Here is a 24,453-nt window from a genome sequence, read left to right as displayed (position 1 = left end):
TTTTGTGATTATGATGGAACTCTCATCAAATCATTGGCCGAAATGGGGCTATTCGTCTTTATCGCAGTGGTAAAAAGATCTTTCAAACGCGCCTTCTCCAGATTTTTTATTCTCTGATCCAAACAGAGCTGGACTCTCAGATGGAACAGGTAATGAAAGGGGTTTAAAATACCCCCACCAATACGTATTGTATGCTTCTTCTTTTTCATTTCGTCGGTATCATCATCCATGATGATTTTGCTATCGATATGCTGGTGAGACATTGGATGAAAAATCATAGATTCGACAACGAATGACACATCTTCTGACTTCATCTTCCGGGCAGCGTCATTTCGTGAACCATGGGCCGTAAGCAACTCTTGAACTGGAATAGTGAAATACTTCCCATCCACATCATGAACCCACATCGGTTGTTTTTCTTGAGAGGGTGGATAATGATTCCATGTGGTACCATACTTTTGATCGGTTGTAATATCATACTCAAAAGTAACACCAAAATCCGCGCAAGAATCGACTTCGCCTGATAGTGGTCCTTTACCTTTGCGCCCGGGAAGACTCGGATACGATTCTACCCCCCAAAAATCTTTTAAGCTACGCCCATAAAGTAGCAACCACGTTTTTTGATCACTCGTCTTAGAGGGAGAAAAAGCCAGTCTGAGAATATCCTGCCAAAGGTAAGCCCGAATTATTTTTTCATCCATGCCTTTCGCTTTAGCCATGATTCACCCCTTTCAGATACGCCAGAACAACCTTTAAATTCTGGACATAAGAAAAAGGTGCCGTCCCTTCTGAATCCACAAGCTCCGCCATGAAATCAAGATCCGCTTCAATCTCTTCGACGCTCAGGGATCTTCTCAAGTCCTCTTCCAAAACAAAGACCTGAAAAAGCTGCCTCAGCTGAGTCCACCGTGCGAGGTACGTGTTCAATTTATCTTTGGGAATCCACCAGATAAGTTGCCTGTCCAGAAATGAATCTCTTCGTACATTCAATTCATCCAAGGATTCTTGGGAAAAATCTCCTACAAAATCGAGGGAAATAATATCAGCAGCATTCTCGGAAAATATCTCCATGAGCTGAAAAAGCGGCGAAATTTCGGAATCACCCCGAAGGCTGTGATGTTTCCACGTCTGATATTCATACGCATTGGAATTCGCCGCAAAATAGGCCCGCACCACACCTGCTATGGCTTTGTCTTCGTAGGCGACAATCACACGGTCCGATCGATTAACCGACAACAACGCACTGGAAATCGCATCGAGAATCTCGGTCACATTAAGGGCTATGGGCGTTTCTAACTGACCCAGTAGGATCTGATGGGCTATGGGCGTTTCCAGCTGATCCTGCAAGATCCGATGGGCTATGGGCGTTTCCAACTGATCCTGCAAGATCTGATTTCCTTTAAAAGAATCAACCCTCACATCAAGCCCAAAATCACTCATCCCCTGCTGCTGAGCGTACTCTCTCAATAAAACCCTTTCCGGCTCCTCAGGGGTGACCTTTACAAAGGTGTCCTTGATCAAGGGATTTATGGATGCCTTCCACCAACTTTCTGCGGCGGGGCTTTTCAACACAATCCAGTTGCCAAAAACAGCCCTTTTTGCGGTGGCTGAGTCCCCAGGCACACCCACCAAACTCGTTTCCAACATCTCCTTTTTGGACACCGCAGCCATGAGGTCCTGTTCCGGCCTCGGGGCAAATGCAAAAAAATCCCGGTTCGATTGGGCCACGGCCTGAGTAAAGGCTTCTGTAAAGTTAGCTGCCTTTTTCCTATGAGCTAAAAATGAGTCCAAAAGTCGAAGTGCCTGCCGCGGCATGCCCGCCGAAAACTCCGCGATCAAAGGCAACTCCTTGTCGTAGGCATTGGCATATCCACCCAGGCGTTTTTTTAGCATCTCCACGATTTGGGGCGTATCCCATGCTGCAAGATAAATTTTATCTGCAGCCATCATCAGGGGCTCATTCAAAAAAAGATGAACAGCATTGGCCTCAAATAGGGTTTTTTCTTCTGACAGAGGATAAACCACCTCCCTTAAGGCATAAAAGGCTGTTGTTCCTGGCTCAAATTTATCAATACCGGAGGCGAAAAAAAACAACGGGGTGGTTCTTTTGGATTCTAAATCAGCGACAATGGTCTCGAAAAATGATGATAAATCAGATTCAATCGAGTTTAAAAGATCGCTGAATCGTCTATTTTTCTCACGAGCCTCAGTAGAAAAAGATTCCAGCCGAATCTGTGAAACAGACTGAAGAATAGCCTCTGGATTATTACCAATAATCCCACAAAAATCTTTGGGAATCAGAGGAATAGACTCATGTGACATCTCAGCAATGTATTTAAACAAGCCCGTAAATACGATTGACCAAGCATCAATGGATGAAAGATTCAGGCTCCCTCTATCAAAATGGAAGGTAATATCCGGTAGGCACCCTGTTTTCTTAAAGATGTATTCAATGAGCGTTGTTTTACCGCAACCAATCTGCCCCCCGAAAAGAGCAGACAGTCGACCTGTTTTCATCCAGGCTTCCAGTTTTACCGCCGCTTCTGAGTCAACATCGACAAAAAGTTGGTCAAACTCCTCATCCGTGGTAAGAGCGATCCCCTCATCCACGTTGATTCCAAATGTATTGCGTTTCATTTAACCTCGCCCCTGTCTACGCATGTTTTCAACCGCACGCACATAATCGGGTTGATCTGCATCCTGTTGCCACTCCGACCAAAAATCGATGGTCGCACTCAACGGTTTCTCTGTGGGTTCGGTAATTTTGATCCGGCTTGGAAGAAGCACCGCATCCCCCACCACCAGGGCCTCCCCGACATCCATAATAGGCAACACATCAAGCAAACTTTCAAGGCTTTCAGGCATCAATTTCTTCACTGTTGACTGGTCATCTCCATTGGTCAGCCGCAAGGCAATCACATTGTTGCACTGGCTCAACACCGTGGTACTCACATCCGACGGTCGCTGGCTGACAATGAGAAGGGCCACCCCGTACTTCCGCCCCTCTTTGGCGATCTTCTCAAAGGCTTCAATGGCTCGCCTTTCCACAGGGTTCTGGCCCTCTTTTTTAGGCAAGTAAAGATGAGCCTCGTCACAAACCAGGGCAATAGGACGACGCGTCTCCTGATTGGTCCAGAACTGAACCTGATAGACAATCCGAGCCACAAGCGCCACTATCACCGGCAAAATTTCCGAAGGCACCTCGGAAAAATCGATGACTTTGACCTGTGCCTTGTCCGATTTGTAATCCATCAACTGGTGCACCATGGCTGCCATGGCATCGTAATGGTGTGCTTTTTCGGGAGCATGAAAAAGAAAACCGTATCGTTTATCGCTCAACTTGCTTCGGAGGCGAGTCAGGAGCCTGCTGAATTGACCATAAAAATTCCCCTGCTTGAGCCCCCGGGCACCCTGTACCATCTCCTCGTTAAGATCTGTCAGTTTCGTGACCACACGGTCGATGGAAAATGGAATGGGGCTGTCCAAAGTAAAGGCATTTAAAACCTCTGATTTTCCAAGCTCCTGCAAGACAGCCTTTTTCTCTTCTATCACGGCATCCTGAAAGGCCATCACCTGATTGTGGGCACTGAATTCAGACCGATCGATGAACATCGCCTGCATCTCATCGGCATTTAAAAGCCAGTACGGAAGATAGAGAAGATTGTCTGAAGATTGCCCCAACTCTTCAGGACCGGGAATGCGAAGATGCCGTGCATAACTGAGTTTTCTGTATTCACCGTGCAGGTCAAAAACAATAAGATTTGATGTGGGAAGTTTGGAGGCCCGCTCCAAAATGGAAGCAACGGTCCACGATTTGCCAGAGCCTGTACTCCCAAGCAGAGCAGCATGCCGCTGGAAAAACCTATTTCCATCCAAATACGCCGTTGCTGAATCATCCATGGCATAAACCCCAAGAGCAAGGGAGTGTTCCGTATCTCCAGCTGTTACAAGAAGATTCATAAATGACTCAAGCTGCTTGTCCTGAAGGACATAACATCGAGACTCGATCTCCGGCACCTGCATGAGGGATCGAGAAAACACATTTCGGCTTGTTGCGGCATCCCAACGCGCCGTACCCACCAACGTCAAACGCACCGTATTAACGACCTCCTCACTTGCACCCTCAAGTTCGAGCTCTTCAACCTCTTCCGAATTCATTGTTGGCGGGGTGATGGCGACCGATTTGATCACCTTATCTATCAAACCGATAAGCCAGGTTTCAACACCACCTGGAATTTGAAGTGACACCAGCTGCCCTACCCTCGCCTTCCGGAGGTCTTCATCACTTTTGACATGAATGGAGACTTTGCGGGTATCCACTTCCCTGACCGTACCCAGAAGATGTGCGTTATCAATGAATTCAAAAAGTGCCATATCAGCCTCCGAGAATCTCAGATGTAAAGTGGTCGAATTGCCAAAGCCTGCTATCCGACAAAATAAGGTCATTCATATATTGAGAATTTTTGATAACGGTAGAAGAATTATCATTATCGGGATGCTTGCATACAAGCCAGGTTTTCGGGCTTACTTTTAGCAATGCTTCAATCCGAGGATTACTGTCGCGCGTAATGATCAAGGCCGGAGAACATTGTGAGGATAGCTTCTCTCCAATGGCATTGTCTACCAACTGTTTATCGTTGAATCCAAAGCCAAGAAAGAGAAAGGCGCTGTGCGCACTGACGGCACGATCATAATCTTTAAGGAGAATGTCCCTGCAACCAAGAAGCTTTTCATGTTTCGACGTCCCAGGTGTTATCATAAGTCTCTCCACACCTTTGGGAACCACACTCCACATATCCGTTTCCACCGCTTGGTGGTCATGGACAAAGGTATTCAGCGACCCATGCACTTTGTAAAGACGAAGATGTTTTATTACCCGGGTTATATAGGCCACCTTAGTTCGTCCACTCACCATTTTTTCAGGTCTGGTCATCTGTCGCTCAGCCTGCGTCCAATCAAGCTTACGCAACACACCTCCCCAAAAGCCAGTTGTGTAAGGGATATTGGCCTTCACGAATGCATACTCAGCCATCAAATCATAATTAGGGGTCGCCACATGAAGGGTACGATCCGTTTCAGGAAGCCGTTCCACAAGGCGTTGAAGCAAACCGATGGCAGGCCATTTAATCGTCCCATTTAAAATTAAATACGCATTCTTGCGGTCTACACGTGAGACCAAGTCAGCTGTCTTGTTAATTACCTGAAAAAGCAACGTCTCATCTTGAATGGAGTTCATGGAGGCTTCGAAATCACCATGATCCTTCAACGCCTCCAACACTTTCCCCCACTCACTTATCTGGGTATCATCTTGAATAACCTTGGGGATTTCATCTTTTAGATAGGCTTCTAATGCCCCCATGCCAAAATTTTTATCCACGGCGCAAGAGGTCCCGGTGCCAAAAAGGACAAAGGGTTTATGGGTGAAAAAATTTTGAAGGGCTTTATACGCGATCTCTTTTGTCAGTTGCGGTTTCATTATTCGCCTATCTCTATATAAACGTGGAATCCATATAATCGTAATGTCATGTCCACAATTTCAAGATTTACTCATATCGGCAGCTCGCCCAGATTTAATCCATTCATCGATCTCTTCACGATCAAAGCGCCACTGGTTACCGATCTTGCAGCCAGGAATATCTCCCTTTTGAGCCATTGTGTAGAGTTTGGTCCGCCCCATCTTAAGATAGGCTACCAGCTCATCAATGGTCAGCCATTTGTCCTTCATCACGTCCATATAGTGTCACCTGTTTGGATTCATACGATAATAAATGATAACGTATGATAACGATTCCACGTATTAAATCAATTCATATTTCAAACACCCTACTCCAGATAGCAGACCTCACGCATCAACACGCATGCAAAATACCCTGAGAAAATGTCCATACCTGGACATCCACAACGGCCGGATAGCGTCTATAAATGCAATCGACCCGAGGTACGACGGTTGGGAATATTCTCAACCTGTTTTCAAGGGGGCGCCTTAAGGCCGATGGCAAATTTTTACCAAGATTAAATCGCAGAAGGCAGAACTTTCAACGCGTCCGCCAGCAAGGGAAAAAGTTTTCGATTGGCCGCAGGAAAGGCCAGAGTCTCAAACGCCTCCGAGGTAATCCACGCCAGGGCCTGGCCTTTTTTGGGGAGAGCGGTGCCCTCTCGAACGGTGGCAAGGTAAAGGGAAAGCTCCACCTTAAAATGGGAATAGGCGTGGGTGACGCATCCCACCAGGAGCCCCACCTCCGGGACCACCCCCAGCTCTTCGGAGAGACATCTTTTCAGTGCCATGGCGTGATCCTCACCCGTCAGGATACGCCCCCCCGGGAACTCCCACATCCCGGCAAGATGTCCGGTTGCAGGGCGTTTCTGGACAAGAATTTTTCCATCATCCACCAACACGGCCAGGGCCACGGGGTATAAGGGGACTTTTTTCTTCATGCCTTGAACGGGAAAGGATTCCTGCCGGCCAAGGATCCGGGCCTGACACCCTATCCGCAGAGGGCAATGGAGACAATCCGGTCGTCTCGGGGTGCAGACGATGGCCCCAAGCTCCATCATCGCCTGATTGAAATCTCCAGGGCGTTCTTCAGGAATGGCAATGTCCACGGCGTCTTGAATGGCTCGCCTCACGGCTGCGCCGGTCACCACCCCCTCCATGGCAAAAAGACGTGTTACCACACGATTTACGTTCCCATCCACGGCTGCGAGCCGATGGCCGAAAACGATACTCTGAACCGCCGCGCAGGTGTAAGGCCCCACACCGGGCAATGATGAAAACAGGCTCGGTATATCGGGAACCTGGCCCCCATGCTCGTCCCGAACCCTGCGCATCGCTTTAAGAAAATTGTGACACCGGTTGTAGTACCCCAACCCTTCCCACATCTTCAGCACCCGATCATCCGGGGCATCCGCCAGGGCCGTGGGGGTGGGAAACGCCTTGATAAACCGCTCATAATAAGGAATCACCGTGGCCACCTGGGTCTGCTGTAACATCACCTCAGAAAGCCAGATCCGATAAGGATCACCCGTCTCTCGCCAAGGCAGAAGTCGCCTGTGGGTGTCGTACCATTCCAGTAAAAGCGACGCATTCAATATGTCTGTCATGGTTGCCTTTTTTTCATGCCCTGCGCAAGGTCACCCACGATGCCGCAGCAAGAATCATGGCACCGCCTGCAAGGGATCTTACGGCGGGCACTTCCCCTAAGATCAAAAGCGCTGCGGCGATGCCGTAGACGGGTTCCAGGGAAACGACGATGCTTGCCCTTCGAGCGGAGACGGTACGCATGCCTTGGATAAAAAGGGTATGGGAGATACCGGTAAAGAGCACACCGAGAAGGAGAAGAAGACCGACATCGGCTTTCGTGGGAATTTCAGGCGATATGAGAAGGACGGGAAGCAGAAAAAGAGCCGCGGCGGTATCCTGCCAGAATGAGATCACAGCACCATGGTAACGCCTGGTAAAACGACGGTTAAAAAGGGAGAGTACGGCAAAGGTGAGGCCAGAGGCCAGGCCCCAGAGCGCGCCCTCGCACATCGCGCTTCCCACCTCAAAGCTGGGCACCACCAGGAAGACACCGACAAGGGTCCAGAGAGCCGGGGCCAGGGACGTCCACTGAAAGGCCTTCCTCTCACAAAGAGGTTCCAGAAGCGTTGTAAACACAGGAAAAGTGGCAAAGGTCAGAAGCCCCACCGCCACCGAGGAGACCTGGATGGCCTTGAAAAAAGTTCCCCAATGAAGGGCCAGAATCAGGCCCTGAAGCCCGAGAAAAACGTAATCCTGTCTTCTTTGAAGCCTTATCTTTCGCCCGGCCAGAAACAGCGCAGGCCCCAGGAAAAGAGCCGCAAAAAAAACACGCCCGAAGACGATGCCCACGGGCGAAAGATAAACCAGTTTACCAAAAAGCCCTGCCACGCCAAAAAGCAGGGTTGCCACATGAATTAACAGAAAATCTCGGGTCATGGGTGAAAAATGGTCCCCTTACAATGTACTTTACTTATTTATTAATCCGGCGGTGAAATGCAGAATTGTCGATACGCACAGGCACCCTGGGATGCCTGCTGTCTTCATCATCTGACCGTAACTATTCACCTCCAAAAAAAGCCTCCGGCGGCAAGGTGTGCCACCTTGAAAGCTGGTTACGAACGCGCTTTGCCCCTCGTTCCTCGGATCAAATCACATCCGTATTTGGGTCGACGTAAATTTGAAATATTTATTTAAGACCTGTTTGTTAAACTTTTCAAAAGTTTAGCCCCCGGCAGGGCCGCCGGAGGCACTATCTGAATAGTTACATCTGACCATTCATATATGACTTGCCGGCTTAATACCATCTTTTGCCCCCCGAGAAACAGGGGATCACCTTTCCTTCGGGGGCACACGGTCAGCCTTATTCATGAGAAAACGATCCTGCCACAGTAATAAGATATCAACAACAGGCTGTTACTGTGAAATATCCGGGTTAAGCCTCCAAAGGCAGATAAACCGGTCTCCAGATCATCTGATCGATGGCCTCATCAAGGCGATCCGGATCCATCTGGTGGTCGAAGGTGCTGAAAGCGCATTTCTGGGCCACACCGTTCCGGATGGCTGTGCGACCAACGGCCTTGGCCACTTTCACGGTCACCTCCTGGAGGCGATCCACGGAAGGAAAGAGAGCCCCGCGTTTCAGCTCCTCGTCACTCACGCAACTGGCTGCGGCGAAGGCGGCGGCGGTGAAAAATTCGGGGAGCACCTTGGTCGCACCGGAGGCAATAACGCCCAGCCCTACACCGGGAAAGATAAAGACGTTGTTACACTGCCCGATGCGATATTCAGAGCCATTGTGAACAACAGAGTCAAAGGGACTGCCCGTTGCCACGAGGGCTTTTCCATCGGTCCAGGCATAAATATCAGATGGAATGGCTTCGGCATTGGCCGTGGGGTTGCTCAAGGGAAAAATAATGGGTCTATCGGTATTTTTAAGGGTCCTGGTCACCACCTCTTTTGTGAAACAGCCATACTGACCCGAGGTGCCGATGAGAACGGTAACCCCCGCCTTTTCAATCACATTGAGAAGGGCACCGTCTTCAGAGTTGCCATACCATGCCAGTGCATCAGGATCTTTGGCAAATTTCTCTTTATAATGATCGAGTTTGCGGTCTGTGGTGACGAGACCGCGTGAGTCCAGAGTATAAATTCTCGCACGCGCCTCATCCACGGCCAGGCCCTCTTCAATCAATGCCGCTTCGATCTGTTCGGCGATTCCCACGCCGCCCGCCCCGGCCCCGTGGATCAGATAGACTTGATCTTTAAGGCCTTCTGCCTTGACCTTCAGGGCCGCAAAGATTCCGGCCAGAGCAACGGACCCGGTACCCTGGATATCGTCGTTGAAGCTGATCATCTCATCCACGTAGGTGTCACGAACGGTAAAGGCATTCTGCTTGGAAAAATCTTCCCACTGGCAGATGGCTTTGGGAAACACTTTCTTAAAGGCTTTCCCAAAGGTCTCCACAAAATCAAAGTACGCATCCCCGGTAAGGCGTCTGTGGTGCCACCCGATGTATTTGGGATCATTCAAGAGCCTTTCGTTGTCGGTACCCACATCCAGGGAAATGGGCAAGCAGTGCCAGGGAGCAATACCTGCCCCTTGGGTGTAAAGCATGAGTTTGCCGAGACAGATGGCCTGACCTCCTGCGCCCTGATCGCCGATTCCCAGGATCCCCTGGTTGTCAGTAACCACGGCCACACGGATGTCTCCCCGCTCGTAGCGACGCAAAATTTTTTCGGCCTGATCGATATTACCGGGATAAAAGTGAAGGCCGTTGCCCTGCCGAAACATGGCAGAAAATCTCTGGCACACCAGCCCCACGGTGGGGGTATACACGATGGACATGTAGCGGGTTATATCGCTTGCAAGGAGGGCGTGGGCCAAGGTGACATTCCGGTCAAAGAGGGAACGGATATAAATGAATTTTTCAAAATCACTCTCCTTCCCTTTGATGATCTCCTGTACATTGAGAACCTGCTGGGAAAGGCTTTTCACCTCAGGGGGAATCAGCCCGCTGATTTCGAATCTTTCGCGTTCATCCTCAGAGAAAGCAACTCCTTTATTCGTGTAGTTGTGGAAGAGAACGGCATTGCCTTTCGCGTTGACCTTCAGGCCCCTGGTGTTGCCGTATTCATCAAACTGCAAATCATAAATACCCATATTTCATCTATCCCCTTCATCAAAAAAGCAGATAACTTCCATTCCTTTCATTTTCGGCACGTATCGGCGTTTTTATAGCATGTTATATCTCGTCTGGACAGAGGCTTGAAAAGAATTATCTATTGCATGAAAAATGGATATTCCACTCACTTTCAGTCATTTAAAGAAGGATTTTAGAAATTCACGATTCATGCGTGCGATATGAGTAATAGAAATTCCTTTAGGACAGGCTGCCTCACACTCCCTTTCATTCCCGCAGTTGCCGAATCCCTGCTCCGACATACACGCCACCATGGACGCCACCCGCTTTTTTGCCTCAGGCTTTCCCTGGGGGAGCTGAGCCAGATGGGAGACTCTGGCGCTGGTAAAAAGCATGGCTGCTCCATTCGGGCACGCCGCCACACACGCACCGCACCCGATGCACTCGGCGGCGTCCATGGCCTTTTCCGAAAGCTCTTGGGAAACAGCCACGGCGTTGGCGTCGGGAGCGCCCCCGGTATTCACAGAAACATACCCCCCCGCCTGAATAATGGCATCCAGAGCGCTTCGATCCACCATCAAGTCCTTAATCAGAGTAAACGCACGGGATCGCCAGGGCTCAATCACCACCACGTCCCCGTCTTTAAAATGACGCATGTGAAGCTGGCACAAGGTGGTCTCCTTCAAGGGACCGTGGGCCTTGCCGTTGACCACCGCCCCGCAGGCCCCGCAGATCCCTTCCCGGCAATCATGGTCAAAGGCCACAGGCTCCTCGCCATTCAGCACCAACCGCTCATTTAAAATATCAAGCATCTCAAGAAAAGACGCCTCGGTAGAAATATCCCTTACTTCATAAGTTTGAAGGGCCCCCTTGACATCAGGGCCACGTTGCTTCCAGATTTTTAAGGTCAATCCGAGGGATTGGGTCATTTATAACTCCTTTGGCTCAGCTTGACATGTTCAAAGGTCAGCCTCTCGACCTCCCTCTCCGGGGCCTCATCCTCCCCCGTGTATTTCCAGGCTGAGACATGGGCAAAATCAGCATCGTCTCGCCTCGCTTCATGGTCTTCGGTTTGAAATGCGAGGTTGTAATGGCTCCCGCAGGACTCCTGGCGAGCCCTTGCATCGGCGATCATCACTTTGGAAAAGGAGATAAAATCAGAGACCCGCATCGCTTTTTCAAGGGTCTGGTTCACCCCCTTGGCCGTCCCCACCATGGCCAGGTCTTGCCGAAAGGCCTCCTGAAGCGCCTCCACTCGGGAGAGGGCTTTATCCAGGCCGACATTGCTGCGAGCCATGCCGCAATGTTCCCAAACGATGCGCCCCAGCTCACGGTGAAAATCGTCACAGGTACGTCTCCCCCTGGCATTCAAGAGTCCCTCGATGCGTTGTCTTACGGCCTCTTCGGCATCGTTAAAAGCCCCGGAAGATTCGGTGTGGGCCTTATAAGGCCGATCGGCCAGATAGCCGCCCAGGGTGTAGGGAATAATAAAATAACCGTCGGCAAGGCCCTGCATCAGGGCGCTGGCACCCAGCCGGTTCGCGCCGTGATCAGAGAAGTTGGCTTCCCCAAGCACAAAAAGACCGGGGACAGTACTCATAAGGTTATAATCCACCCAAAGCCCCCCCATGGCGTAGTGAGACGCCGGGTAAATACGCATAGGCAGGGTATAAGGATCGTCATCTGTGATACGCTGATACATGGCAAAGAGATTGCCGTATTTTCTCTGAATCACATCCCGGCCGTCCCGCACGATGGCGTCACGGAAATCCAGATAAACGGCGTACCCCGTCGCCCCGACCCCCTTACCCGCGTCGCACTGCTCCTTGGCATTTCGGGAGGCCACGTCCCGGGGCACGAGATTGCCGAAGGCCGGATATTTATTTTCCAGATAGTAATCCCTCTCCCCTTCCGGGATATCTGACGGCTTCCGCGTATCCCCGGCTTTTTTCGGCACCCAGACCCTGCCGTCATTTCGCAGGCTCTCACTCATCAGCGTCAATTTGGACTGCCACTCGCCATGAACCGGGATACAGGTGGGATGAATCTGGGTAAAACAGGGGTTGGCAAAAAGTGCCCCCTTCCGGTATGCGCCCATAGCCGCAGACACATTACAACTCATGGCGTTGGTGGAGAGATAAAACACGTTGCCGTACCCGCCCGTGGCCATCACCACGGCATCGGCCGCATAACGTTCCAGCTCACCGGTGACAAGATTCCGGACGATAACCCCCGCAGCTCTCCCCTCTTCCACAACCAGCTCCGCCATCTCACGGCGGGTAAATAGAGTCACGCCCCCTGCCGCCACCTGCCGGGACAAAGCGCCGTAGGCCCCCAGTAAAAGCTGCTGCCCGGTCTGACCCCGCGCATAAAATGTCCGCGACACCTGAGCCCCGCCAAAGGACCGATTGGCAAGAAGCCCCCCGTACTCCCGCGCAAAGGGTACCCCTTGTGCCACACACTGATCGATGATGTTGCAGCTGAGCTGAGCCAGGCGGTACACATTGGCCTCACGGGCTCGAAAATCCCCCCCCTTAATCGTGTCATAAAAGAGACGATGGACGCTGTCCCCGTCATTCTGATAATTTTTGGCCGCATTAATCCCCCCCTGGGCTGCGATGCTGTGCGCCCTTCGGGGGCTGTCCTGAAGGCAAAAGGTCTTCACCCGGTAGCCCAGCTCAGCCAGGGTGGCCGATGCCGATGCCCCAGCAAGCCCTGTCCCCAGCACAATGACAGTGTATTTGCGCTTATTCGCGGGGTTGACAAGCTTCATATCAAAGCAATGCCGATCCCACTTCTCCTCCAAAGGCCCGCCCGGAATCTTTGCGTCAAGCGCCATTCATCATCTCCCCTGAAATAGAAAAAAAATCACCGGCATCGATCCAAACCCCACACCCACCCCCAAGGCCAGCCCCAAGGCACACCGCCTCAAAAAAGGAGTGCCCCCCTCCCCGTTGGCCCCCAGGCTCTGAAAGGCACTCCAAAAGCCATGGCTCACATGAAACGCGATCGCGATAACCCCAAGGAGATAAGCCCCGACATATTCAAAATGCGCGAAGGTCGCCACAACCACAGGGTATCGGGAAGGCCCTGAGGACGGGGCAAACTTGAAGCCGATAAGGTGAAGGGTAATGAAAGCCAGAGTCAACAGGCCGGTGTATATCATGGAGGATGAGGCCAGCGTCCGGCCACCGTGGCGAGCCGTCATCTGGTACTTTTCCGGCCGAGCGGCCCGGTTTTCCAAGGCCAGCACCACCCCCGTCAAAACATGCAGAGCGGCCATCACCAAAAGGATAAACTCAGAAAGTTTAAGCAAAATGCCCAGAGAATGGAGCTTAGCCGTATACGCGCCAAACGCTTCCGACCCTTGAAACAGGGTAAAATTTCCTGCCAGGTGCACCAGCAGAAACCCGCAAAATCCCAGCCCCGTGATCCCCATGAGCATCTTTTTCCCCACAGGCGTCTCGATTCGTCCGATGAAATCCATGATTATCACCTTGCTTGATTCATTCAATTCTGTGGAGCTGGATCACCCCATAAAAAACGCCCTACCCCGGACAGTTCATGAGAAACCGATCAAGCCAAAAGAAACAAGTCGTTATTGCAGACAGTTATTGCTAAAAATTTCGATATTTCTAATACACAAAATGTAATTCCCGATTTTCTGTTCGATTTTCCCGCACTTCGGGCTAGGTGACGTTGTTCTATTTGAGGGCACAGAGCAACCGGTGATCCTTACATAAAAACCTCCCGGCACATCTCCCCCAGTCGGCCCAGGTCTTTGCAGACATGAACCCCACAGGCTTTCATGGCCGCGACCTTGGCCTGTCCCGTACCGCTGTTCCCGCTGATAATGGCACCGGCATGCCCCATACGCCGTCCGGGGGGAGCGGTAAGACCGGCGATAAAGCCCACCACAGGCTTGGTCATATGGGCTTTAATATACTCTGCCGCTTCCTCTTCGGCGTCACCGCCTATCTCGCCGACCATGACCACCCCCCGGGTCTCAGAATCGGCCTGAAAGGCTTCAAGAACATCGATAAATGAGGTGCCATTCACCGGATCTCCGCCGATCCCCACACAGGTCGTTTGCCCGATGCCCTGGGCCGACAGCTGGTGAACCACCTCATAGGTAAGGGTCCCGGATCGAGAGACCACCCCGGCCGGACCACCGGACCGATGCATGGGACCGGGCATGATCCCTATCTTACATTCACCAGGCGTGATGATACCCGGGCAATTGGGCCCGATAAGGCGCGTTGATGTCCCTTTGAGAACCTTCTTCACCCGGGCCATGTCGAGGACGGGAATCCCCTCGGTGATGCAAACCACCAGCCCGAGTCCAGACTCTGCGGCTTCCACAATGGCATCGGCGGCAAAAGGAGGCGGCACGAAAATCATCGCGGCGGTGGCCCCGGTCTCTCGTTTGGCCTCCATGACCGTATTAAACACAGGGGTACCTTCATGCACCTGCCCGCCCTTGCCCGGGGTCACCCCCGCCACCACCCGGGTGCCATACGCCTTGCACTGGCCGGTATGAAAACTCCCTTCGCGCCCAGTCATTCCCTGAACCAGAAGTCGTGTCGATTGATCAATGAATATACTCACAAAAAACCTCCTTTCCAGCATGGACAAAAACAAGCACCCAACAGACGGCCGAGGCATCTCACCCGAGTCTCCTCGAATCCAGAGAAATTGCGTCCGAACCCCATTGGCCTGCTGAGGCAGCGCATCTGCGCTTTCCTTCGGTGGTTAATCAGCCCACAATGGCCGCAATTTTTTCTGCAGCGTCATTTAGATCGACGGCAGTCTGAAGATCAAGGCCGGACTCTTTAAGAATACGGCGCCCGTCTTCCACATTGGTCCCCTCCATGCGCACCACGACAGGAACCGTCATGCCAATTTTGGCGGCTGCATCCACCACTCCCCTTGCGAAAATGTCACACCGGAGGATCCCTCCGAAAATATTAATGAGGACGCCCTTGACCTTTTTGTCCTTGAGGAGAATACGAAAGGCATTTTCCACCATCTCACTGGTCGCACCGCCGCCCACATCCAGAAAGTTAGCGGGTTTCCCGCCGGCCAGTTTAATCAGATCCATGGTGGCCATAGCCAGGCCAGCGCCATTGACAATATTGCCGATGTTGCCATCGAGACTGATATAATTAAGGCGATGCCGGGAGGCTTCCACCTCCAGAGGAGACTCTTCGGTAATATCCCGGAGGATAGAAATCTCTGCGTGGCGATAAAGCGCGTTGTCGTCAAAATCTACTTTGGCATCCAGGACGACCGCCTCATCATCGCGGGTGATAACCAGAGGATTAATCTCCACAAGAGAACAGTCTTTGGCCACAAAGAATTCATACAATTTTTTAATGAGGGCCATCACTGACTTGGCCGCCCCCCCTTCCAACCCAAGGCCGTAGACCACTTGACGCAGATGACTGGGCCAAAGTCCTGCCAGGGGGTCGAGGCGCACCTTGAGTATCTTTTCCGGACTTTTTTCCGCCACCTCTTCGATCTCCATGCCACCTTCCAGACTCGCCATGATCACGATATCACCGCTCTTCCGATCCGGAACGATACCGAGGTAGAGTTCCCTCGCAATATCAAGCCCCTCTTCAATAAGAAGGGTGTTCACCTCCTTGCCTTCGGGACCGGTCTGCTGGGTCACCAGGGTCGCCCCCAGAATGGCTTCCGCCGCGGCTTCTGCCTCTTCTGCCGAATGCACCAGCTTCACCCCGCCCGCCTTGCCACGTCCCCCGGCATGAATCTGTGCTTTCACGGCCACTGGCCATCCTTTCATGCTCACCGCACGAAAAGCCGCCTCACCCGGGGTGCGTGCCACGACCCCTTCGGGGACAGAGATGCCGTGGGTCCTGAAGAGTTCCTTTGCCTGGTATTCATGAATCTTCATGGATGTCTCCAATGCAGGGTTGATAAAGAGAAACGAACCCGAATATTAACCCGGCGGTTAAATGCATGAATGTCGAGGAGCGTTATCACCCCGATAAAGCTGGCATCTCTTTCATCTGCTTTTTTGTATATTAAGTTGCCGGGTTAATATTTCATGAAAAACGACCGCTTCAAAATAATAATGCGTTATTACAGATCGTTACCAAGAAAGATGCAGACACTTCAAAAATGCAAACCGTAATTCACCGTTTTCTGCTCGCTTTTCTCACCCTTCGGATGAGCCGAGTGCCCCCCAGCTTCTGCGTTATCAGAGATTTAAGATAAACCACTACATCTGCAGCTTTGATACCTTGAACATGGGTGCAATCGACTCGTGAAATATCCGGGTTAGAGGAGGCATATTCAAAGAGAAAACCGATGGATAAGCCGACAGCTTAGGTGCTTTGGTGGGTGGGAGGGGCTTATAGAAGCCTCTTTTCGATCAAAAGACGGATAGAGACAGCCACAATCGGGTCGCAGCGGGTACGGACCCTCCCGAGGGGCCATCCCTGGAGAGATGACAGCACTGTCAACAGGCGCTACAAGGGCTATCATTCACGGAATCGTTGAAAAGGGAAAACCCGACTTGGATCAAGAAAAAAACAATGGATCTGAGCAAACTATCAATCAGAAATACCATGCCACAATTTTTATTGTCAACCTTTTTGCCTGGACGCAACAAGGAACGCCACCAGACCATGCCCCCTGCCGCGGCTTTAGCCCGGATATTTCATGAGAAAACAATCGTGGCAAAGGAATAATTCATAATTACAGATTTTTGCAGTAATATTTTCAGTCGTTTCAAAAATGCAAAATGTACTGCATTTGCAGCTTTTGTGCCTTGAATATGGGCGCACTCGACTTGTGAAATATCCGGGTTATAGTGGTAACCACAGGCTCACCCGAAAAAGGCCATCCACCGCATGAACTATGCATTGAAAAACGGAGAGTCATGAAATTTCTGTGGTTCACTCTTCCCAGACACCCTCTGAACGCAGCCCCCACGAACACCTTAAAACTTGACTTGCCATCGTTATTCAGCTTAGCCTCCGGCGATCGGAAGATAGTCCGCAAATTCCCGTGGAGAGAATACGTCGTAATGAATTTCCAAAATACGTGGAGGAGCACCCTGTGACGAACACCCCGCAATCCAGCCTCAGAGGTTATTTTCTCATCTTTGGAGCCGCCCTTCTCTGGGGTCTCCTCGGACCGGTCTCAAAATACCTCTTCGCAGCAGGGATCACCCCCATCGAAGCGAGCTTCTACCGTGCCCTCCTGACCTGGATCATGTTTGCCATCCATGCCACCGCAAAAAAACAGGTAAAGGCCGATAAAAAAGACCTGCCCATCCTTTTTGCCTTTGGGTTTGTGGGCATCTCTCTTTTCTATGTCGCCAACATGATGGCCATCGACAAAGGCGGCGCCGCCCTCGCCTCGGTCCTTCTGTACACGGCTCCCTTCTGGGTCGCCCTCTTCTCCTACTTTCTCTTCGGAGAACGCATGACCCTTATTAAAGGTGTCGCCATGATGCTGGCGGTCGCCGGAGTCTGGGGCATCTGCCTCGACGGCGGCCCTGTGGCCGGTGAGTCCGTGGGCACAGCGGTCCTCTGGGGACTCACCGCCGGTGTCTGCTACTCCCTCTACTACATCATCGGGAAAAAATTCTCAGGCACCTACCCCCCCTACACCCTCTTTTTCTGGATCCTGCCCACCGGCATCCTGGGCCTTCTCCCCTTTGTGGAGTTCACCACAAAGACTCCCATCAACTGGTTCCACCTGGTGCTCCTGGCCTTCTTCTCCTACAGCGCCAACAGCTTCTACTACATGGGCCTGCGCTACCTCGCCCCCACCCGGGCGGTCCTTACGGCCACTCTGGAACCCGTTGTCGCCACCTTCTTCGCCTGGCTTCTCTGGAACGAAACCATGGGGCTCCTGGGATACGGTGGCAGCGTGCTCATTCTCACCGGGGTCCTTCTCACCATTCTGGCACCCCAGGAACAGGCAAACGAATAAACCCAAATCCGTGGGCACACCCAAAAAAGGCCGCTTTCCAGCGATCACCCGTCGAAGCATCAAGCGCTCCGGATGATCACAAAAAACGGCCTTACCTGAGACAAATACCTTTTGATATCAGCGGTCCTTTAGACAGAAAGCCTTCCCACCGCCTCATTCAACGCGTCGGCCATATCGAGGACCTCTTTGGCGCGATCCATGACCCGGCGACTGTTTTGCAAGTTGCCCCGGGTTTGCGTGGCCGCCTGTTCGATGCGACCAAGGATGTTTTCACTGGCATGGTTGCTTTCCGCTGCCTTGGAGGTGATGTCCCCCATGCCTCCGCTCATCTCTCCCACATTGAGATCCACTTCACGGGTCGAAGCGGTTTGCTCTTCGATGGCGGCGGCCACGCCGTTAACAATCGCATCGATATCGGTAATCACATGGGCAATGAGTCCAATCTGTTTTGCTGAATCGGCTGCGGCATCCTGGATCCCCCCCACCTGCCCTCGAATCCCGCTGGTGGCTTCGGCTGTCTGACGGGCCAACTCCTTAATCTCATTGGCCACCACGGCAAAGCCCTTGCCTGCCTCCCCGGCCCTTGCGGCTTCGATGGTGGCGTTCAAGGCCAAAAGGTTGGTCTGTTCTGATATTTCGGTAATCACTTCGGTGATCTTGCCGATCTCCCGGGCCGCCTCATCGAGCCTTGTGATCTTCACCGAGGCTTCCTCAGCGCGAAGAACGCCCTGGGCCGTAATCTCAAGAGCCCGTGAGGACTGACCGGCGATTTCAGTCACGGCATCGGCCATCTCTTTCATGGAGATCGAAGTGGTGTCCATGTTTCCGGATGCCTGCTCCACCGCCGCAGAGATAGAGGCCAGGTTCTCCCGCATGACCGAGGCGTCGGATTTCACACCATGAATCTGACTGGAGGTCTCTTCCGAGGCACCGACCATCTCTTCAGAAATATCTCGCAGGGCCTTGGAGGTCCCGGTAAGATTCTCACCTTTTTCTGACAACTCATGCACCAGAAGGGAAATGGCCGAGGCCCTTTCGTCCAGCAACACGGAATTTTCAATATTCAGCCGGTACGAGGCGTTGGTCTTCTTCCCAACGCTTATCATTCCCAGCAAATACACAAAAAATACAAGGGCAATGGCCCAATCCATGGTCACCCCGGTCAGAAGAATCACGGGGCCCACCAGACACAGAACATACCCGGCCAGAAGCTTATAATCCGGTGCAAGGGAGATCACACACCCCCCCACCAAACCGCAGGTCATCACCATGGAATAAACGCTGTAGGCTGAGGTGACACCATACCAGTGAATCACGCAAGACTCTAAAACGCCCCAAAGGAGCCCGGACACAATGGTGGAAATAACAAAAAAATGATTCCAGAACTCGGGATTCCCCTCATAGGCGTCCTCGACCTGCCGGGAAGCCGCGAGCCTTACCCCACACATGATGATGATGGCCAGGGAAAAACAACCCGCCAGCCCCGAGTGCTCTTTCGCAATCGGCGTGACCCCCAGAAGAATACAAAAAATTACAAAAAATGCCACCACGGCAGCACCCGAAAGTGAGTAAAGATCCTGGTATTTTTTCTCATTTACCTGATCCCTGTGTTGTCGTTCAATACGTCCACCAGCCATAGACTCTCTCCCTGTTTCAGAACCACAAAAACGGCTATCTGCCGTCACACTACTTCATTTATTATTCACAGAATCAAAGGACCCTGCATCATTCATAACTATACTGCAGCGACCAGAGCTATATTCAGTCATGGACACTTTTCTACATTAATCGCTTCAATACAAGTAAACTTTAAAAGTTTTTTTTCAAACAGAATATAACTTTCCTAATATCATTTAAGAATAATTCATAATATCTGATGAATAATCGTATCGCCCGCCTGCCATAAAACGCACTCCTTTCATTCATGCACATCCATTCCAACCACACCGGACACACCAAACACCGCATTATTTGTGTGTACACAACACGACAGAAGATTGAACAACAAGCTTTTTTAGTTCGTACATCAAGTATATTGACAAAGGCACACCACTTCCGATAGCCTCACAGACGCAATTACAGATCCGGGCCATCAGCCCGTCATGCTCCATCTACAAGGCGGTAGTAAACCCACCGTCTTGACTGTCTCAAAACAATACGACACAGATATTTTCGAGGAGACCTCATGCCGGATTCCGTCTACAGAAAACTTCAAGAGCACCTCAACCAGCTCCCCATGGGGTTCCCCGCCACCGAAAGCGGTGTGGACATCGCCCTCTTAAAAAAAATGTTCGAGCCCGAGGAGGCCGAACTGACACTGACCCTCATCCCCACCCCCCAGCGGGCAGATGAAGTGGCAAAAAAAGCGGGGCTGACGGAAGAGCTCTGCAAAAACCGACTGAACCGCATGGGAAAGCGTGGCCTCCTCATCAACACCGATATCGAAGGTGAACGCCATTACATCCTGGCGCCCTACATCGTAGGAATCTACGAATATCAGATCAATCGTCTGGATAAAGAGTACACAGACCTTCATAATCAATACATGATGGAGGCCATGGGATTCGAGGTGTTCGGGAGTCAAACCTCCCTGTTCCGCATCGTACCCGTTGAGAAAAGCGTGGAATCCATTCAGGAGATCCTTCCCCACGATGTGGTGAAGACAAAAATCATGGAAGCGGATCGCATCGCCCTCACCGACTGCCTCTGTCGCCTGAAATCCAAGGCTGAAGGGCGAGGCTGTGACCACCCGATCCGAACCTGCCTCTCCCTCAACCGATGCGCCGACTTCTTTATTGAAAACGACCTGCGCGCCGAAGAGATCACCAAGGAAGAGGCCATCGCCATCATGGATATGGCCGACCGGGAAGGCCTCGTCACCCAGACCCAGAACTCCGCCGGAGACCTCGACTACATCTGCAACTGCTGCAAATGCAGCTGCGGCATCATGGCCACCGTGGTCCACCTGGGCCTCCACAACCAGCTCACCAAGGCCTCATACATCAACACAGTGGACCTGGATAAATGCACCGGCTGCGGAACCTGCCTCGATCGCTGCATGTTCAAAGCCATCCGCATCATCGACGGCAAAGCCTCCATCCACCCAGAGAAATGCATGGGCTGCGGGCTCTGCACCACCACCTGCCCCGAAGGCGCCGCACAGCTCAGCAAACGCGACACCGACCGGATGCCGGATGTTCCGGAAAGCGTCCAGGCTATGTACGACCGGATCCAAAATGAAAAAAACCGTCCCATGCCGTTTCATTCGTTTACGGAGATTGAGAAGGCCAGGGGATTGGAGTAAAAACCAAAATCGGGCCTCCAGCGGCAAGGTGGCGCCACCTTGAAAGCGGGTTTGCGAATGCTCCCTGGCTATCGGTACTTGCAGCACCCCGCGTCCGCATTCGCGTGAAGGGTGAGGGGGTACCTCGTGTGTCGCAAGCACATAAGTTACCGGTGCTTCCGTATCAACTCATGGGTTGACATTAACTGAAATAACTCCGGCGGCGAGGTATGCCACCTCGAAAGCGGGTTGCGAATGCGCACTGGGAGTCGTTACTCCAGGCTGAAATGTATTCGCATTCGCGTGAATTACGAGGAAACGCACGGTATTAACCCGGCAACTTACTATACGAAACAACAGGTAAAATAGATGTCAACTTTTTCGGGGCGATAACGTCCCTCGACATTCACGCATTTAACCGCCGGGTTAATATTTCGCAAGTGCATGAGTTGCAGGTGTTCAGAATTCAACTCAGCCGTTGACTTTAACCGGAATAAACCCGGCGGCAAGGTGTGCCGCCTCGGAAAGCAGGTTGCAAATGTGCTTTTGGTTATCGATTTACCTAAGATTGTTTGTAACTATTCAGCCCAATCTGCCTCAGGCCGAAAGGTTAACAAAAACATTTCGCCACGTGACACCACACAAGGGTGTGCTTGCGCACCATTTGCTTGTAACACCAACGACTTTTGCCATTTTGGGCAGAGCAAGGGATCACCGGCCACGGGTTTTCATGACCGTTACGGTTGGCCCATGGTGCGCAAGCACACCCTTTCTCATATAGTCCCCGCACCGCGGAAAATGCGTCTTATACGAGCGCATTTGCCCTCCCTTTTCGTGCCCCATTTCACCGGAACTTCTTTTGATTTAACAGAAGCTGAATAGTTACAATTGAAATTATGTAGAAAGCATGCTTTGTCTGACGTGTAGCCACCCTTCTCTCTGAAGAAGGCAGATAAGAATCCAGCACAGCTAGCCAAGGATTTAGCGCCCATTACAACGTTTTTATGGAGACTTCATAGATGGATATCAAAATAGAAGCACCAACGGCATGGTCCACAATGAAGGATTTAAGACCATGCAGACTCTGAAGGCCTCATGGGACAGGATAAAGGCCAAAACCGAGACGTGTGAAGGTCATAAGTCATATGAAGAGACTCAACCAGAACTCATCGCAGAAATTCAAAGACTCCGCAGGAAACCCCAGAACGGTAAACGCCTTTCCCTGAAAAAGACCGCTGAGGCCCTTAAGGAAAAGGGATTTAAGAGCTCCACCGGGAAAGACATTTCCCTGTGTCTCGTGAAGAATATCGTTTACAAAACGATTGAACTGTAGATGGTTGAAGTCAAAACAGACCAGGCAGAAAACCAGGGGACAGGCACCAGTGAGCTCAGGCTCACAAAGGGGAAAATCACCGGGCAAGGCGGGGCCGCGGAGTTCCTCGGGCTACCGGTTAACACGCTCAAGAGCCGAATGAACAAACTCGGGGTGTTGTTCGAAAGACGGGGGAATTAGCCCCCCACTTCAGGGCTGCATTTATCGATGGGGAGGGTTTGGGTTGCTCCACGCGGTGGGAGATCTGTCAGGTTGCACACCATTTCATGGCATTTTTCATGCGTTGGTCAGTTGCCTCCGACGGGTCGCTTTTTGAAAAAAGGAAAGGAAAGAGCACAATGAGACACGAGTGTTATTTTTGTCATATCAAGACTGTTGAGGCATTGGTTCGTAAATTCACGCCGGATGCGGAGACCGCAGAAGACTTTATTTTTGCCGTGCATGACTTGCTGGCCGCCAACCGTGGTATGCCGAATCCGCAGCTTGCAACGCAGGTTCACCGAATTGCCAAGCAACACCTTGACAAGGTGAATCTGTATGCAGCGGAAAAAAAACAGGCAAATGATCTGCTGCTCAGCCAGTATGCAGACTGGGAAAAGACGGTGCGCGGCACCGATGAACCGTTACTCACTGCCGTAAAATTAGCCGTGATCGGAAATATCATCGATTATGGTGCTCACAGTGTAAGCAGTGATATCTCCGCTCAAATCCAGGGTTTTTTTCAACGAGATCTGACCGTCGATATGCGTGCGGAATTGAAAGAAGCGCTGGGCAGGGCGGAAAGCGTGCTCTACCTTGGGGATAACTGCGGCGAGGTGATTTTTGACAAGCTGCTGATTGAGACCCTTGGGCATCCGAATGTCACCTTTGTCGTACGAGGGAAGCCGATCATCAATGACGTGACAGAAGAAGATGCCGGGTATGTTGGCATGGACCGCGTGTGCCGGATTCTTTCCAATGGAGCGGATGCGCCATCCACACTCATGGATCTCAGCTCGGACGAATTCAAACAGGCGTTTTACGCAGCGGATCTGGTGATTTCAAAAGGACAGGGGAATTTTGAGGGGCTGATGGAAAACGATCATCCGAATATCTTTTTTCTTCTGATCGCAAAATGCACCCCCATTGCCGAACTTCTGGGGGTGGAGAAGAATGATATGGTGGTTGTCAGACATCAGGAACCTCACGATGCCAATCTATGACAGGTGCCGGGGTATCCGGTTCAGCCCCAGCAAGTCGGCAGCCTTACGATCCACCCGCACCGGATCCGTGCAACCAATCAGACGATCAGACGAAAACCAGCAAACCAGGGGACAGGCACCGGCCCGTGAATCTCATGTCATGAGGTGTTCTTCTCGGCTGATTCCAGCACAAAAGAAATGACAATCCCGGTGATTCTATCTGAACTTAATGTGTGATTGTAAATCGATGCCCGAATAGGCCAATGCAGGAACAGCCCTTCCAGCTGACATGACGGAAGACAAAACATAAAGCGTGCCCTCACGACAACAGGAATAGGCTAAGAGCAAGGGTTTCGGGGACTATGATCGGCGGCGGTTTATCAATCAATGATGGGCACGCTTCGCGCTTTGCCCATCCTGATATGATTGCCCCCTGTCAAGAGACAAATAGCCCCCCATCCATTATTTGCCATAATGGTTATGCATTCTTCGATATTTCAAAAAGAAAACAGGGGCGCAGCACTGTA

The 24,453-nt window shown here is 51.5% G+C and carries 19 protein-coding genes; 5 read left to right on the top strand and 14 right to left on the bottom strand.

The window, feature by feature from the left end; translation table 11 throughout:
• Positions 1–8: 8 nt before the first annotated feature.
• From Q1Q75_RS03305 to sucC, 13 genes are all read right to left on the bottom strand, one after another.
• Positions 9–719, bottom strand: coding sequence for a hypothetical protein (locus Q1Q75_RS03305; protein WP_300667585.1), 711 nt, complete (start codon positions 717–719; stop codon positions 9–11).
• Positions 712–2,637, bottom strand: a complete 1,926-nt coding sequence (locus Q1Q75_RS03300) for a hypothetical protein (protein WP_300667584.1) — start codon at positions 2,635–2,637, stop codon at positions 712–714. The genes Q1Q75_RS03305 and Q1Q75_RS03300 overlap by 8 nt, the downstream gene beginning before the upstream one ends.
• Positions 2,638–4,374, bottom strand: a complete 1,737-nt coding sequence (locus Q1Q75_RS03295) for an ATP-binding protein (RefSeq protein WP_300667583.1) — start codon at positions 4,372–4,374, stop codon at positions 2,638–2,640. It abuts the gene before it with no gap.
• Between the two features lies 1 nt (position 4,375).
• On the bottom strand, positions 4,376–5,476 hold the full coding sequence (locus Q1Q75_RS03290) for an SIR2 family protein (protein ID WP_300667582.1): 1,101 nt from the start codon (positions 5,474–5,476) through the stop codon (positions 4,376–4,378).
• A 60-nt stretch (positions 5,477–5,536) separates the two neighbouring features.
• Positions 5,537–5,734, bottom strand: coding sequence for a helix-turn-helix domain-containing protein (locus Q1Q75_RS03285; RefSeq protein WP_300667581.1), 198 nt, complete (start codon positions 5,732–5,734; stop codon positions 5,537–5,539).
• Between the two features lie 278 nt (positions 5,735–6,012).
• Complete coding sequence (mutY, locus tag Q1Q75_RS03280; RefSeq protein ID WP_300667580.1) at positions 6,013–7,101, bottom strand: A/G-specific adenine glycosylase; 1,089 nt, start codon at positions 7,099–7,101, stop codon at positions 6,013–6,015.
• Positions 7,102–7,114: 13 nt separating this feature from the next.
• The gene (locus tag Q1Q75_RS03275) at positions 7,115–7,957 is read right to left on the bottom strand and encodes a DMT family transporter (protein ID WP_300667579.1); all 843 of its coding nucleotides are present in this window, start codon (positions 7,955–7,957) and stop codon (positions 7,115–7,117) included.
• 496 nt (positions 7,958–8,453) lie between these two features.
• A complete protein-coding gene (locus tag Q1Q75_RS03270) occupies positions 8,454–10,181 on the bottom strand; it encodes an NAD-dependent malic enzyme (RefSeq protein ID WP_300667578.1) in 1,728 nt (575 codons plus the stop codon).
• Between the two features lie 156 nt (positions 10,182–10,337).
• On the bottom strand, positions 10,338–11,090 hold the full coding sequence (locus tag Q1Q75_RS03265) for a succinate dehydrogenase/fumarate reductase iron-sulfur subunit (RefSeq protein ID WP_300667577.1): 753 nt from the start codon (positions 11,088–11,090) through the stop codon (positions 10,338–10,340).
• On the bottom strand, positions 11,087–13,000 hold the full coding sequence (locus Q1Q75_RS03260) for a fumarate reductase/succinate dehydrogenase flavoprotein subunit (RefSeq protein WP_300667576.1): 1,914 nt from the start codon (positions 12,998–13,000) through the stop codon (positions 11,087–11,089). The genes Q1Q75_RS03265 and Q1Q75_RS03260 overlap by 4 nt, the downstream gene beginning before the upstream one ends.
• Before the next feature lie 3 nt (positions 13,001–13,003).
• The gene (locus tag Q1Q75_RS03255) at positions 13,004–13,648 is read right to left on the bottom strand and encodes a succinate dehydrogenase cytochrome b subunit (protein WP_300667575.1); all 645 of its coding nucleotides are present in this window, start codon (positions 13,646–13,648) and stop codon (positions 13,004–13,006) included.
• A 248-nt stretch (positions 13,649–13,896) separates the two neighbouring features.
• Positions 13,897–14,769: a succinate--CoA ligase subunit alpha gene (gene sucD / locus Q1Q75_RS03250; protein ID WP_300667574.1), complete on the bottom strand. Its 873-nt coding sequence runs from the start codon at positions 14,767–14,769 to the stop codon at positions 13,897–13,899.
• 148 nt (positions 14,770–14,917) lie between these two features.
• Positions 14,918–16,078 carry an ADP-forming succinate--CoA ligase subunit beta gene (gene sucC / locus Q1Q75_RS03245; protein ID WP_300667573.1) on the bottom strand — a complete coding sequence of 387 codons (1,161 nt, stop codon included), beginning with the start codon at positions 16,076–16,078 and terminating at the stop codon, positions 14,918–14,920.
• Between the two features lie 555 nt (positions 16,079–16,633).
• On the opposite strand from sucC, the gene Q1Q75_RS03240 reads away from it, so the two are divergent.
• Positions 16,634–16,852 carry a hypothetical protein gene (locus Q1Q75_RS03240; RefSeq protein WP_300667572.1) on the top strand — a complete coding sequence of 73 codons (219 nt, stop codon included), beginning with the start codon at positions 16,634–16,636 and terminating at the stop codon, positions 16,850–16,852.
• Between the two features lie 395 nt (positions 16,853–17,247).
• Positions 17,248–18,129 (top strand): DMT family transporter, encoded by an 882-nt coding sequence (locus Q1Q75_RS03235; protein ID WP_300667571.1) that lies wholly within the window; start codon positions 17,248–17,250, stop codon positions 18,127–18,129.
• A gap of 128 nt (positions 18,130–18,257) precedes the next feature.
• Here the strand turns inward: Q1Q75_RS03235 and Q1Q75_RS03230 are convergent, their stop codons facing one another.
• Entirely contained in the window at positions 18,258–19,766 is a 1,509-nt protein-coding gene (locus Q1Q75_RS03230) for a methyl-accepting chemotaxis protein (RefSeq protein ID WP_300667570.1), read from the bottom strand.
• A gap of 548 nt (positions 19,767–20,314) precedes the next feature.
• On the opposite strand from Q1Q75_RS03230, the gene Q1Q75_RS03225 reads away from it, so the two are divergent.
• From Q1Q75_RS03225 to Q1Q75_RS03215, 3 genes are all read left to right on the top strand, one after another.
• Positions 20,315–21,433: a 4Fe-4S dicluster domain-containing protein gene (locus Q1Q75_RS03225; RefSeq protein WP_300667569.1), complete on the top strand. Its 1,119-nt coding sequence runs from the start codon at positions 20,315–20,317 to the stop codon at positions 21,431–21,433.
• 1,054 nt (positions 21,434–22,487) lie between these two features.
• Complete coding sequence (locus tag Q1Q75_RS03220) at positions 22,488–22,745, top strand: hypothetical protein (protein ID WP_300667568.1); 258 nt, start codon at positions 22,488–22,490, stop codon at positions 22,743–22,745.
• A gap of 338 nt (positions 22,746–23,083) precedes the next feature.
• On the top strand, positions 23,084–23,947 hold the full coding sequence (locus tag Q1Q75_RS03215; RefSeq protein WP_300667567.1) for an ARMT1-like domain-containing protein: 864 nt from the start codon (positions 23,084–23,086) through the stop codon (positions 23,945–23,947).
• The last annotated feature ends 506 nt before the right edge of the window (positions 23,948–24,453 follow it).

Origin of the sequence: Desulfoluna sp., from assembly GCF_030145185.1 — a bacterium.
Classification (GTDB): Bacteria; Desulfobacterota; Desulfobacteria; order Desulfobacterales; family Desulfolunaceae; genus Desulfoluna.
The sequence above is the reverse complement of the archived record's forward strand: the minus strand, read 5'-3'. Positions and strand labels throughout refer to the sequence as shown.

Bases quoted from the DNA above. Each gene is read 5' to 3' on its own strand.
- Q1Q75_RS03305 (WP_300667585.1), bottom strand. From the start codon at position 719: ATGGCTAAAGCGAAAGGCATGGATGAAAAAATAATTCGGGCTTACCTT.
- Q1Q75_RS03300 (WP_300667584.1), bottom strand. From the start codon at position 2,637: ATGAAACGCAATACATTTGGAATCAACGTGGATGAGGGGATCGCTCTT.
- Q1Q75_RS03295 (WP_300667583.1), bottom strand. From the start codon at position 4,374: ATGGCACTTTTTGAATTCATTGATAACGCACATCTTCTGGGTACGGTC.
- Q1Q75_RS03290 (WP_300667582.1), bottom strand. From the start codon at position 5,476: ATGAAACCGCAACTGACAAAAGAGATCGCGTATAAAGCCCTTCAAAAT.
- Q1Q75_RS03285 (WP_300667581.1), bottom strand. From the start codon at position 5,734: ATGGACGTGATGAAGGACAAATGGCTGACCATTGATGAGCTGGTAGCC.
- mutY (WP_300667580.1), bottom strand. From the start codon at position 7,101: ATGACAGACATATTGAATGCGTCGCTTTTACTGGAATGGTACGACACC.
- Q1Q75_RS03275 (WP_300667579.1), bottom strand. From the start codon at position 7,957: ATGACCCGAGATTTTCTGTTAATTCATGTGGCAACCCTGCTTTTTGGC.
- Q1Q75_RS03270 (WP_300667578.1), bottom strand. From the start codon at position 10,181: ATGGGTATTTATGATTTGCAGTTTGATGAATACGGCAACACCAGGGGC.
- Q1Q75_RS03265 (WP_300667577.1), bottom strand. From the start codon at position 11,090: ATGACCCAATCCCTCGGATTGACCTTAAAAATCTGGAAGCAACGTGGC.
- Q1Q75_RS03260 (WP_300667576.1), bottom strand. From the start codon at position 13,000: ATGGCGCTTGACGCAAAGATTCCGGGCGGGCCTTTGGAGGAGAAGTGG.
- Q1Q75_RS03255 (WP_300667575.1), bottom strand. From the start codon at position 13,648: ATGGATTTCATCGGACGAATCGAGACGCCTGTGGGGAAAAAGATGCTC.
- sucC (WP_300667573.1), bottom strand. From the start codon at position 16,078: ATGAAGATTCATGAATACCAGGCAAAGGAACTCTTCAGGACCCACGGC.
- Q1Q75_RS03240 (WP_300667572.1), top strand. From the start codon at position 16,634: ATGACAGCACTGTCAACAGGCGCTACAAGGGCTATCATTCACGGAATC.
- Q1Q75_RS03230 (WP_300667570.1), bottom strand. From the start codon at position 19,766: ATGGCTGGTGGACGTATTGAACGACAACACAGGGATCAGGTAAATGAG.
- Q1Q75_RS03225 (WP_300667569.1), top strand. From the start codon at position 20,315: ATGCCGGATTCCGTCTACAGAAAACTTCAAGAGCACCTCAACCAGCTC.
- Q1Q75_RS03220 (WP_300667568.1), top strand. From the start codon at position 22,488: ATGCAGACTCTGAAGGCCTCATGGGACAGGATAAAGGCCAAAACCGAG.
- Q1Q75_RS03215 (WP_300667567.1), top strand. From the start codon at position 23,084: ATGAGACACGAGTGTTATTTTTGTCATATCAAGACTGTTGAGGCATTG.